Annotated in this window: 15 protein-coding genes; 2 read left to right on the forward strand and 13 right to left on the reverse strand. The window is 40.2% G+C overall.

The genetic code is table 11. The features are described 5' to 3' along the window. Window positions 1–823 (forward strand): 3'-5' exonuclease (locus tag KTR06_RS23860; RefSeq protein WP_305863217.1); only part of this gene is annotated, 823 nt, incomplete at its 5' end. 651 nt (window positions 824–1,474) lie between these two features. Here the strand turns inward: KTR06_RS23860 and KTR06_RS23865 are convergent. From KTR06_RS23865 to metK, 3 genes are all read right to left on the reverse strand, one after another. Continuing rightward, window positions 1,475–1,846 carry a DUF3244 domain-containing protein gene (locus tag KTR06_RS23865; RefSeq protein ID WP_211420376.1) on the reverse strand — a complete coding sequence of 124 codons (372 nt, stop codon included), beginning with the start codon at window positions 1,844–1,846 and terminating at the stop codon, window positions 1,475–1,477. A 126-nt stretch (window positions 1,847–1,972) separates the two neighbouring features. Continuing rightward, the gene (locus KTR06_RS23870) at window positions 1,973–3,640 is read right to left on the reverse strand and encodes a tetratricopeptide repeat protein (RefSeq protein ID WP_217290869.1); all 1,668 of its coding nucleotides are present in this window, start codon (window positions 3,638–3,640) and stop codon (window positions 1,973–1,975) included. 182 nt (window positions 3,641–3,822) lie between these two features. Beyond that, on the reverse strand, window positions 3,823–5,115 hold the full coding sequence (gene metK, locus KTR06_RS23875; protein ID WP_008023738.1) for a methionine adenosyltransferase: 1,293 nt from the start codon (window positions 5,113–5,115) through the stop codon (window positions 3,823–3,825). A 228-nt stretch (window positions 5,116–5,343) separates the two neighbouring features. Here metK and KTR06_RS23880 point away from each other — a divergent pair, with 228 nt between their 5' ends. Beyond that, entirely contained in the window at window positions 5,344–5,529 is a 186-nt protein-coding gene (locus KTR06_RS23880; protein WP_121960628.1) for a hypothetical protein, read from the forward strand. Window positions 5,530–5,635: 106 nt separating this feature from the next. On the opposite strand, the gene folK is transcribed toward KTR06_RS23880, so the two are convergent. The 10 genes from folK to KTR06_RS23930 form a co-directional block, all read right to left on the reverse strand. Then, window positions 5,636–6,112, reverse strand: coding sequence for a 2-amino-4-hydroxy-6-hydroxymethyldihydropteridine diphosphokinase (gene folK / locus KTR06_RS23885; protein ID WP_009040709.1), 477 nt, complete (start codon window positions 6,110–6,112; stop codon window positions 5,636–5,638). After that, window positions 6,112–7,170, reverse strand: a complete 1,059-nt coding sequence (gene queA, locus KTR06_RS23890) for a tRNA preQ1(34) S-adenosylmethionine ribosyltransferase-isomerase QueA (protein ID WP_004302895.1) — start codon at window positions 7,168–7,170, stop codon at window positions 6,112–6,114. The genes folK and queA overlap by 1 nt, the downstream gene beginning before the upstream one ends. Window positions 7,171–7,187: 17 nt before the next feature. Next, entirely contained in the window at window positions 7,188–7,910 is a 723-nt protein-coding gene (truB, locus tag KTR06_RS23895) for a tRNA pseudouridine(55) synthase TruB (RefSeq protein ID WP_074706990.1), read from the reverse strand. Beyond that, window positions 7,910–8,764, reverse strand: a complete 855-nt coding sequence (locus tag KTR06_RS23900; protein ID WP_004313684.1) for an undecaprenyl-diphosphate phosphatase — start codon at window positions 8,762–8,764, stop codon at window positions 7,910–7,912. The genes truB and KTR06_RS23900 overlap by 1 nt, the downstream gene beginning before the upstream one ends. Window positions 8,765–8,766: 2 nt before the next feature. Beyond that, window positions 8,767–9,009, reverse strand: coding sequence for a DUF3098 domain-containing protein (locus tag KTR06_RS23905; protein ID WP_004298881.1), 243 nt, complete (start codon window positions 9,007–9,009; stop codon window positions 8,767–8,769). A 113-nt stretch (window positions 9,010–9,122) separates the two neighbouring features. Beyond that, window positions 9,123–10,004: an ABC transporter permease gene (locus KTR06_RS23910; RefSeq protein ID WP_074706993.1), complete on the reverse strand. Its 882-nt coding sequence runs from the start codon at window positions 10,002–10,004 to the stop codon at window positions 9,123–9,125. A 3-nt stretch (window positions 10,005–10,007) separates the two neighbouring features. Continuing rightward, window positions 10,008–10,907, reverse strand: a complete 900-nt coding sequence (locus KTR06_RS23915; protein ID WP_004298876.1) for a methyltransferase domain-containing protein — start codon at window positions 10,905–10,907, stop codon at window positions 10,008–10,010. Window positions 10,908–11,124: 217 nt separating this feature from the next. Beyond that, complete coding sequence (locus tag KTR06_RS23920) at window positions 11,125–11,850, reverse strand: hypothetical protein (protein WP_120068319.1); 726 nt, start codon at window positions 11,848–11,850, stop codon at window positions 11,125–11,127. A gap of 12 nt (window positions 11,851–11,862) precedes the next feature. Next, window positions 11,863–12,393, reverse strand: coding sequence for a JAB-like toxin 1 domain-containing protein (locus tag KTR06_RS23925; protein WP_217290870.1), 531 nt, complete (start codon window positions 12,391–12,393; stop codon window positions 11,863–11,865). Continuing rightward, window positions 12,344–12,637, reverse strand: a 294-nt coding sequence (locus tag KTR06_RS23930; RefSeq protein WP_305863219.1) for an RHS repeat-associated core domain-containing protein, incomplete at its 5' end; no start/stop codon positions are given. The genes KTR06_RS23930 and KTR06_RS23925, both read right to left, overlap by 50 nt.

Raw genomic sequence — 12,637 nt, forward strand, 5'->3', positions numbered from 1 at the left:
TCGTTTTTCGGGAAGTGATATGGCTCTATTCAATCAATTCCCCGAATATTTTGGAGCAACGGAGATAAACAAGATTGAAACTACATACAGGTTTGGAGAGCCTTTGGTTTCTTTATCGTCGAACTTTATACAACGCAATAAAGCCCAAATACAAAAGAATATCCATTCGTTCAGCTCAGAAATGAGAACCGAGTTGGAATTCTATGCTTATGATAGACGAGATTACTGCAATACGATAGGGCAACTTGTGGCTTCTATTCCATCGGATAAATCAATATTCCTATTGGGGCGTTACTCTTTTGATGATTACTACCTCTCTTTTATGTACCAATCAATTAAAGAGGGTAATAGATTCTACTATGTGATAGGAGGACGAAAAATAGAGTTTTTAACCGTACATAAGTCAAAAGGTCTTGAAGCGAATTATGTAATACTCTTACAATGCAATAAAGATACATACGGTTTCCCATCACAGGTGAGTGACGACCCTGTGCTTAACTATGTGCTCACTAAGAGCGACCAATTCCCATACGGAGAAGAAAGAAGATTATTCTATGTTGCAATAACAAGGGCTAAGATAAAAACGCTTGTATTATACGATAAGCGTTTCCCGTCTGTATTTGTGGATGAATTCTTGCACCCCGAAAAGGTGTCAGAAGAAAGCTATGTAAAGCACCCTAACGCCAATAAAAGATGGACAAGAAGTGCAGACCAATTTTTATTGAAACTGCACAATGAAGGTAAGAGTGTCAAATATATTGCAAACAAAATGGGTAGAAGTCAAACTTCGATTGTAATGCGATTAAACAAACTAAAAAAATAGTCGAACTTTTTCTTTGATGTACCTTGTGTACATCGGACTATTCTATTATTTTTGTACACAGAAACGAGTTACTTGAAAGCAATTCAAGGTAGAACGCAGCAGATTGTACCGTTGCCAAGTCATTACCTCAAAAACGGGTAATTATCCCAAAGTCCTTTGTATAAGGTACTAACAGAAGTTTTCCAGAATTACGAAAAAATTCCGTTATTCACATTCAACTTAATCAGAGATCATTTTTATCTCTACATTTATCTATCCCTATAAAAAAAATCTTGGACTCCTTATCCAGAAGTCCAAGAACCTTTCTCACAAAGAATACATCTATCACAGATATCTCATCTACTAACAGGTGTATCAAATTGTTGCTGAATGAACTTTATTATTCGAATCATAAAATCATTCGAACACCCTACCAGTAGTATTCAGCATACAATTTAAAAAAGTGATTTTAATTCTACGTTTCAATATACCTTTATGCGCCTTTCACAAGGTTTATTAAGCCCACGGATAGAATTTACCGATCTTTCCCCTTTCGGTCATCTAATCGCCATTTCAGCAATGCGCCATATATTTCAACAGCGGGGCTTCATCAGTTAATGATTTAGGTATATCATCATTATGTTAGTTGCAAATAATATATATTTCAAAGACTTATTCTAATTCAAAATCTCCGGTAAAGGCTTCCTTTGGAAGTTGTATCTCCAAAGTATATTTACCTTTCTCCTCACCTGTAAGATCAATATAAACCTTATCTACATTTAAATCAGTAGATGTATAAACAACTTCATCTGTTTCTGCATTCTTTATGATAACAGTTACAGTAGGAACAGTAGAAAGAAGGTCTATAGACAACAATGAGTTTTCAATAAAAGCAGCAGGAGTAACAGGGACAGACCGATGTTGTACCTCTGTTTTATTTTTTAGCCTGATTATACGCGCGGTTGTCATCTCATTAGCAAAAGAGAACATACTTACTTGAAGTAAAACTGTCAACAACAAAAGAGGTAAGAATTTAGCTTTCATAATAAATGGGTTTAAAATTTCGCCTCAAAAATACACAGATGAAGCAAAAGAAACGATTTTTATGTGGTAACAATGGTAACAGTCATCTATTTAAAAGCAAAATAAGCCAAGAAAAACCAACATACATCACTGAATATCAACGCCAAACACCCGATCAAAAATTTGAGTATCCATTTTGTTCTTTATACGATTTTTGCGTGTCTTAAGAGCATCTGATGTAGCATCCATCAGCTCCATCATGACAGTTTTTGAACAACAAAGTAATGAAAGAACACAATAAAATATATCATCACCAGTTAAAGCTGGATAGCGCTCCTTCAAATTCATCATCACATCAACAAATGCACTAGAAATGGTAGAACGTATATCCTTCCTCAAACTACGCATCGCCAACAATTGCTTAGGAGTTGCTTTCTCCAATGCTTCCAATTGATCGTAACAATCAGTTGTTTTAAGTACAGATATACATAGCTGGATTTGCTGTTCTGTCAACTCCGACCTTTTCTTATCTAAATCTTCTTTATTAGATTCAGAAGCCTCTTCTTCTTTAAGCAACATGGTGTCTACTCGCTTTTGAGTTAATTCACGCTGCAATGCAATAAAACGTTTTTTCCTCTTCCTATCGTTCCACATAAAACAAAAGACGCAAATAATCATCAATAAAAAGAACGCAGTAATCAAGCTAAAAATTAACATTTTTGTATGTTCTGACAGCAACCTCTTATGCTCCTCCAATTGGTGTTTATCCATAAGTCGATTAAGTTCTTCATTGTCAGTTATGAACTGAATAGAATCATAAAGAATTTTATATGCATCTATATTTTCTGTTGCCGTTTTCCATTCACCTCTTTTTTTTGCTATTTGATACATCCCATCATAATAAACAGCCTTTCCATAAATATCAAGTTGATCTACATTCTTACTATAAAAATAGCTGGCAGAATCAAGTTTATTCAAATTCAACATAATCTGTGCTTTTGACAAACAGACATTGACAGCATCCTGTCCTTGTATCATAATTGCCTTTGACACATATTTATCCGCTTGAATATAATCTTTTTTTTCACTATAAGCCATAGCAAGATCATGATAAAGAGCCCCTATCAAACTAGAATCTTGTTCTACTAATGCACAATCAAGAGCTTGCTGATAATAAACCAATGCACTATCCTTCTTATTTTGCAACAAACACATACGTGCAATACCTCTCAATGGATATATCTGTTGACTTCCTCCTCTCAATATTTGATAAGCTTGACGATAGGCCCCAATTGCTATATCAAACAATTCATCTCTTTCGTAACACTCCGCAAGATTATCATAAATCATTGCTAAGAATTCATCCCTAACAGGCATCAATCGAATTGCTGTCAGATACTCTTCTACAGCAAATGAGGTATACCCCATTTCGCTATAAGTAGCTCCCCAGTAATAATGAGCTTTTGCAGCACGCAGACTTTTCTTCTTATCGCCATAATAGTCAACAGCCGTTTTTATCAACGAATCATCCTCTAAAGCAATATAGTTTTTATGCCGTGCCTGGGTGAGCAGTAGCGCATAAAGCGCCCGATCGGCACGTGGCATTTTCTGCGGACAGGTAATTGATTCCAAAATAGACAAAGCACTATCTGGATATGTCTCCATTAATGAATCAGCGCATAATAACAATGGATTCTTCACTGAAGGAGAGGAACAGGAAGAAAGAGAGACAGACATAAAAATGCTACCTACGCTGACAAGTAAAATAGAGAACACCAATAAATAGCGTTTAGAACAACAACATCTTGTTTTCATTTAGCAGTCTGTTTTATTTTACGATACAAAAGTAGCAATTTCCGATAAAACATACTTAGTAGCCAAAAAACATTTATTTAAATATAACTTATTAAAAATCAAGAGCTACAACTTCAATTTCCATTAAAGGAAGTTGAAATTGCAGCTCTTTCTTAACAAGTTAAGCCCTGTTTCAGACTGTTTTACAGACCAAAAGCAGCTTTAATTTTATCTACGTAATCGAGTTTCTCCCATGTAAAGAGTTCCACTTCCACAGTTTTGTCTCCTTCGTAACGAGAGAAGAATTTCTTCGTTATCACTTGCGGTTCACGTCCCATGTGACCGTAAGCAGCTGTTTCCTGATAAATAGGATTACGAAGTTTCAGACGTTCCTCGATAGCTTTCGGACGAAGATCGAACAATTGGTCGATAACACGCGCAATCTCGCCATCAGTCATGTTGACGTGAGAACGGCCGTAAGTATCGACAAAGATATTGATTGGACGAGCCACACCGATAGCATAGCTCACCTGTACAAGCATTTCGTCTGCTACGCCTGCCGCAACCATATTCTTTGCGATGTGACGTGCTGCATAAGCTGCACTACGGTCTACCTTGCTAGGATCTTTTCCGGAGAAAGCACCACCACCGTGAGCACCTTTACCGCCATAAGTATCAACGATAATCTTACGACCGGTCAAACCGGTATCTCCGTGAGGACCACCGATTACAAATTTTCCGGTAGGATTCACATGATAGATGATTTTATCATTGAACAGTGCCAACACCTTATCGTGATGAATAGAAGCAATTACACGAGGCATCAGAATCTCGATCACATCACGGCGGATGATAGACAACATTTCTTCGTCAGCTTTCAGTTGAGCAGCTTGAGAGTCATCTTCCGGTTGGATAAAGTCATCATGTTGTGTAGAAACAACGATTGTATCGATACGGACAGGCGTTCCGTTGTCATCATATTCGATAGTAACCTGGCTTTTGGCATCGGGGCGGAGGTAAGTCATTACCTTTCCTTCACGACGGATGTCGGCCAGCACTTGCAGAATGCGGTGTGCCAAATCAAGAGAAAGCGGCATGTAGTTTTCCGTTTCATTGGTAGCATAACCAAACATCATTCCCTGGTCGCCTGCACCCTGTTCCATCGGATCCTGACGCTCTACACCACGGTTGATATCGGGGCTTTGCTCATGAATAGCGGAAAGTACACCACAAGAGTTGCTTTCGAACATGTACTCTCCTTTGGTATAACCGATTTTCTTAATCACTTCGCGTGCAATGAGTTGTAGGTCAACGTACGCTTTTGTTTTCACTTCACCCGCTAGCACCACTTGTCCGGTAGTCACTAGTGTTTCGCAAGCTACTTTCGAACTGGGGTCGTAAGCCAACAGTTTGTCAAGCACGGCATCCGATATTTGATCGGCTACCTTGTCGGGGTGTCCTTCTGACACCGATTCGGATGTAAATAAGTATCCCATCTTTCTTAAATTAAGAATTAAAAAATAAGAATCAAGAATGAGAGAGTAGGAGAGGCGAGTGCTGCAAAGGATAAGCCGAAAGGCGTCAATCAGACGTGTTTTAGCATTTTTTTCCGTGGTTGCAAGCTACTCAAATCTGTCCACACTTTCATTTCGGTTGCAAAGATAAAGAGATTTTGGAGATAATGAGTATCTTTGCCACGTATTTAACACATAAATAGATTTATAATGATTCTAAATAAGAAATTAAAAACGCTTTTGATGCTGGCGCTCTATGTAGGATTCACGATTGCTATCTATGCCATTGTTTGCCATTTCATCGACAAGCCGTTTCAGGAGATTCATTTGCTGTATGCAGTACTGATAGGATGCATCGCCTATTTGCCGGTGTTTATTGCGGAGAAAAAGAAATAAATAGTCTGTTTGGTGCGTATATATACTCACCATACTGGATATATATATCCAATACGCTGTACATATATGCCCAATACGGTGAGTATATATGCCCACCGAACAGGGGTTAGAGTGCGTTCAAAATACCTTTCATTGTCTTTCCCAACACAGGGTGCAAGATGTCCGGAGCAATTTCCGCCAGTGGTTTCATAACGAAGTCACGTTCTGCCATCAACGGATGGGGGAGGGTTAACTCTGCTCCGGAAGCAGAGGTCACAGAAAGCACTAAATCTTCATAAAGTAACAGGTCAATATCAATCAGACGGTCGCTATATATTCCGTTGACGGACTTTTTGGTACGCCCCAGCTCCCTTTCAATCATTTGCGTCTCTTGCAATACTTCCAATGGAGATAATTCCGTTTCTACACAAGCGGCCGCATTCAGGAAACTGTTTTCAGAAGCAAAGCCCCAGGGGGCAGTAACATAAAAAGCAGACAGGGAAACTACGTTCCCTACCTGCTCTTCTATTTTTTGCACGGCATCCCGGAGATTCTGTTCTTTATCTCCAAGGTTAGTGCCGAGTCCCAAATATACTTTTGCCATTATTTGTCCAGAATCAACATTGCATCTCCATACGTGCCGAAACGGTAACCTTCCTTCAAAGCTACATGGTAAGCATCCATCACCTGGTCATAACCACCGAAAGCAGCTACAATCATCAGCAGGGTAGAAAGCGGCATGTGGAAATTGGAAATCATTGAATTGGCTACGGTAAACTCATACGGAGGGAAGATAAACTTATTAGTCCACCCTTCGAATTCCTTCAAATGTCCGTCGGTGCTGACTGCGCTTTCAATAGCACGCATTACGGTCGTACCTACCGCACAAACATTTCTGCCGTTATCTTTGGCACGGTTAACAGTTTTCACCGCCATTTCGTTTACAAACATTTGTTCCGAATCCATCTTATGCTTTGTCAAGTCTTCTACGTCGATGTCGCGGAAGTTACCCAAACCAGCGTGCAAAGTGATATATGCAAAGTCTATACCTTTGATTTCCAAACGTTTCATCAACTCACGGCTGAAGTGCAAACTAGCAGTCGGAGCAGTCACCGCACCTTCGTTCTTCGCAAAGATAGACTGGAAGCGTTCTGCATCTTCCGGTTCCACAGGACGGTTGATGATAGAGTGGGGAAGTGGGGTCTCACCCAAAGAGTACAAAGCCTTTTTGAACTCATCATGAGGTCCGTCATAAAGGAAACGGAGCGTACGCCCACGGGAAGTAGTGTTATCAATCACTTCGGCCACCATCGAATCGTCCGGACCGAAATAAAGTTTGTTACCGATACGGATCTTACGTGCCGGATCGACCAATACGTCCCACAAACGAAGTTCTTCATTCAACTCACGCAACAAGAATACTTCGATACGAGCACCTGTCTTTTCCTTGTTACCATACAAACGGGCAGGGAATACCTTCGTATCGTTGAATATAAACACATCTTTATCATCAAAGTAGTCCAACACATCTTTGAACATCTTGTGCTCAATCTTACCTGTATTACGATGCAATACCATCAAACGAGACTCATCCCTATATTTCATAGGATGTAGAGCGATCTTATCCTCGGGTAACTTAAATTTGAATTGTGATAATTTCATATCTATTCCTTATTACGTTAATTATTTTCTTCCTCATTTTCTATTTCCTGTCCGTCAATCCACTCTTTAAAGTGTTCGGGGTTCAGGCAGTCTTCCAACCGGACGTCACCTACACGGGTGCGGATCAATCCTGTCAGATGGGCTCCACTATGGAGCGCTTCACCAATATCACGCGCCAGAGCACGAATATATGTTCCTTTGCTGCATACGACACGGATTTGAATCATCGGTTCCGGATCGTCCAGGCGACATTCCAGCAATTCAATCTCGTCGATAACAAGCTGTTTTGCTTTTAGTTCGACTTCTTCGCCTTTCCGGGCCAGTTCGTAGGCACGTTTACCATCTACCATACAGGCAGAGAAAGCAGGAGGCACCTGATCGATGGCACCGATAAAGCGCGTCAACACTTCTTCCACCAGCTCCCTTGTGATATGCTCGGTAGGGTAGGTGGCATCTATCTCATGTTCCAAATCGTATGACGGGGTAGTAGCACCCAAACGCAACGTTGCGACGTACTCCTTCGTGTGATATTGAAACTCTTCTATTCGTTTGGTTGCCTTGCCTGTGCATACAATCATCACCCCCGTTGCAAGAGGATCCAACGTTCCGGCATGGCCGACTTTTAGTTTTTTCACTCCGATCCGACGGCAAATATGATAGCGGGCGTGCCCTACTACTTTAAATGAAGTCCATCCGAAAGGTTTATTGAAAAACAGTACTTCTCCTTTTTTAAAATTCATCAGCCAATTTCTAAGTTGTATCCAAGCAGCAGCATTACCAAAATGGTTCCGCCAACAATAATTCTGTACCAGCCAAATGCCTTAAAACCATATTTCGTAACAAAGCTAATAAAGAACTTGATAGCCAGCAAAGCGACGATAAAAGCTACTACATTACCTATAATAAGTGCCGGCATATTGTTGAGAAGAATCTCCGTACCGCCATCCAGGAAGAGTTTCAACACCTTGTAGCCGGTTGCCGCAAACATGGTCGGCACGGCAAGGAAGAATGAAAACTCGGCAGCATCCTTGCGAGTCAGCTTCTGGGCCATACCTCCGACGATGGTAGCCATCGAACGGGATACCCCCGGTATCATGGCAATGCACTGAAACAAACCGATATTGAATGCCTTTCTTTCTGTCAGCACTGTATCTTCGCTTCCTTTCGAAAAAATCTTATCGCAGAACAGCATGAATATACCACCGATCACCAACATCACTGCCACTATCGCTACACTTTCCAGCATCTCGTCTATCTTATCACTGAACAGGAATCCCAAAATGGCGGCAGGAATAAAAGCTACCAGTAATTTCCAGTAGAAATCGAATTTATGCAGAAAACACTTCAAAGCGGAAGCTCCCGCAGGAGCCGGTGTATGGTTCAACCGGAAAAAACGCTTCCAATAAAGACAAACCACTGAAAGAATCGCGCCAAACTGGATAATAACAGTAAACGCTTTTACAAATTCAGTACTTTCTACTCCTAAAATGTTTTGCGTAATAATCATGTGTCCCGTAGAAGAAACTGGAAGAAACTCTGTCAATCCTTCTACAATAGCAATAATAATCGTCTCAAATGTCGTTAAGTCCCCCATCTTTATTCTTCTGTTTTTTGTGTTTTAGGTTTGCGTAATACAGCGTAAATCATAGACAAGAAGCCAAACAGGCAAACGACTGGCGCTACCTTGATTCTGCGTACACTGAAAATATCGGGTTCAAAAGAGGTTTCGGACGATGTAGGTCCCGTCATCAATAGAAAGCCGATAATAACAATCGCCATCCCTATCGCGAGCAAGATAAAGTTCACTTTATCAAAGGCAAATTTCTGCTTGTCAGACATAGTTTATTTAATTACAAATTACTAATTACAATCATTCCCTTAATCTATCAGTAGGGCGTTACGGATGCTAATCACACACAAACACAGGTTTGTAACCAGCCATTCGCCATCCGCTAAATATAGTACAGGCTGTTGGCTTTCATTCTCAAATATTTATTCATGGAGAAATAGGCACATAGCCACGTTATTACAATTCCAAATACCAATACGCTTGCACAGACAATCAACATGACTTCGGGCGTGATGACCTGAAACAATTCTTGTTCATACGTCACGGCCCAATAGGCGGTTCCCATCAATATGGAATCGGCAACAATGGCTGCCAGTATTCCGCTCCATACATTCTTTCGAAGGAATGGCCCTCGAATGAATCCCCAACTCGCCCCTACTAGTTTCATCGTATGAATGAGGAAGCGTTTCGAGTAGATAGCCAGTCTTATCGTATTGTTTATCAGGGCAAAAGAAATAAAAGTGAGCACCACTGCCAGAGCGAGCAGCACCAGACTGATATTTCGTATGTTATCATTCACAGCGTCAATCAGTTCCTTTCGATAGAGCACGTCTTGAATATTGGTATTCTTTTTAATCATTTTCTCTATCTTCGCGATGCTGTCGGAATTGGCATAGTCGGAATGGAGCTTGATTTCGATGGAAGCGGTAAAGGGGTTATAGCCCAAGAATTCTTCCGGGTCGGTTCCCATTGCCTCCGTCTGCTCTTTCAATGCTTGTTTTTTAGAGATGTATTCGGATTGTTTCACGAAAGGTTCCTGATTCAGTTTCTTCTGAAGTTTCAGTATATCCGCTTCTTTCATATCGTCACTGATAAGAACGGAGAAACTGATATTCTCGCGGACATATACGGAAAGATTGTGCGCCGTCAATACGAAAAAGACAACCAGTCCTAACAACAGCAACACCAGTGTCGTACTGATACTCGACGTAATGAACTGCATGTCGAAGATTGAACCTGACTTATATTTGTTTTGATTTCCCATGCGTTATCTCTTTTTTCGGAATACATAAATCATGGAACTACTGCGTTCTTTCCGTCCTAAAGCATTAAACCATGCTAACGTTCCGGCAAACATCCCTTTCAGGAAACTGCACGAACTGCCACGATGTTTTTCGCTCAACATGGATACGTAGAACGCATCGAACGGCATCGGATGACGCGCCGCCATGATAAAACCATGACGGGAAGCCAGTTGTTGTATAGTGCCCGGAGTGAAATGCCAGAGATGACGGGGAACGTCGTATGCCGCCCAATACTCGCCATAGCGTTGAGCATCATAAGAAGAGCAATTGGGTACAGCTACAATCAATACTCCTTTTTCTGTCAGCAACTCATGAAGTCGCTGCCACACTTCACCAAGGTGTTCCAGATGTTCCATCACATGCCAAAGGGTGATGACATCAAAACTGCCGGGAGCAAACTCTTTCAAAGCCGATTCGGGCTTTACGTCCAGATCGAAATGCAGCTTCGCAAACTCACGTGCCTGCGGACTTTTCTCCACTGCCTCCACTTTCCAGCCCCGGCGAACCATCGTATCAGAAAAGTAACCGGTTCCCGTACCTATATCGAGCAAACGCCCTGTTTTACGATGCGCTTCCTTAGCTACCAGGCGCGCTTTGCGGCCCAGCATATAGGAACGTACATAATGGTAGATATTATTCATTGCGCCTTTGCGCGTATCAGTGTGAGAGATATAGTCGGGAGTCTCATAATACTTGCCTATCTCTGCTTCCACGGGGACTCCTTGTGTGAATGTAAATCCACAGTCCTCACACGAATACAGTTCAAACTGTTCGCCCGAAGCATAAAAATCCGTACAAGTCATGACGCGTTTCAAGTGCGCACCGCCACACACCGGACAAGCATTTATACTGAGTTTCTCCATTAACTATCTAAGCAAAATTAAGTGCTGCCTCGAATGACAAGACAACACTATACCCGAATTTGGTGCAAAGAAACAAATAAAAAGTGATGGATTGGGGTTTCGTTAAGGACTTTTAATAGAAGAGTTGTCCCCGATGCAAGATGAGAGTAGTTTTTACAGCTCATATCGGGACAAGATATCTTTTTGAAGAAAGATCAAAAAGTCAGGTTAACAGAAACTATTTAAATTCTATATTAATACGATAACCAGCTAAATCTACAATTTTTTCCTTTTCCTGAAACGAAAGCGAATCATAGTCCTTATCCCATATTTTCAACGATATTTTATTTCTTTCATCTTCGAATAACTTTATTAAGTCATACAAGCAATTATAAAAGACTCGCCAATCAGAAATCGAGAAACCATTATTATCTTCTATATGTACTTTCATATACACTCCGGCACCTGATATTTCTAATTCTTCTTCCTGATTGATATTACGCCTAGTAAAAATACGTCTTCTACTTGCACTATCAGGATAAAAAATATAATCTACAGCTAAACCGCGGATATCAGATAATTGAGTAGGGGTGTTTTGTACTTTTATATGTCCCCCTTCATACAGATCAATATTAAAAAAATACCTATCAGTTGCTCTTAACAGTTCAGTTTCATCGTTATAGTACGACAAACACCAGTCGATTGTACTATCTGACAAATTAATATTAGTAAATACCGCCATTTTCACGCCACCTTTTTTAAGCAACAAAGAATCATTTAATAATGTACATAATTTAGGGAAAGCATGACTGTCGTCCACAAAATCATAGCCAGTACGAATTAGTCCAGGTAAATCAGTAAAAACTATTTTAGGATGAGATTTTGCATCAACTATTAGTTTAATTCCATATATAATTGAAAAAAACAACAGGATTAATAAACAAGCTACTTTTCTATTTCGCATAACTATTTAAATTTATCCATTGGTTACCAGGCTTCCAAGGTGCATATATACATATATATAAACTTTAGCATTTGGTGTCGCCATTATTAAACTTCTTGCAGCATTAATATCAGGTGCCGATGGAACAAAGTCCACATTAGGATTCGTACCTGTATGGCTATGAGCATCGTATACTTGATTCTCAAGTTTGTAATCTTCCCCTAAAACAGAGAAACTAGGCGCTTGACTATTCTGATGAAGAGTACCAACAACAGAATTTCCATTTTTATAGTGCGACAAACTCCATTCAACATTAGACGTTTTTGACGCAAAAACAAACAAATTCTTTGCATCTACTTTCGAACGTATTATTGCTACATGTCCTTGCCTCATTGTAGGAACAACTTCAACACTATATTCACCTTTACTCACTCTTCTTATTATTTTCCCTTCCAAAGGAACAGCCTTATTTTCAATATTACTTTTTCCTGCTAAAACTGGAAGGATATTTTTATCACTCACTGTTACATTTTCGTCTTTCCCCTGTTGATTGATTTGTTCCAATCAATCGATCTGGTTTGGCATCAGGTTTATTAACCGGCCTAATATTACCATTAGTATCGATTCTATAATCTCTTGGAACTATACCTGTAGGATCTATTTTTCGTATCGGATTATTCAAACAATATGTATAGGAACTCCAATTGTAGAATTTTTCACTTAATGGATCCACCACATGCCATCTTCCCAACACCGCATCATAATGTCTCGCCCCATAATCATACCAGTCAAGACCACCTTGTCTATC

The sequence above is a fragment of the Bacteroides sp. MSK.20.12 genome (assembly GCF_019052435.1).
Classification (GTDB): domain Bacteria; phylum Bacteroidota; class Bacteroidia; order Bacteroidales; family Bacteroidaceae; genus Bacteroides; species Bacteroides xylanisolvens.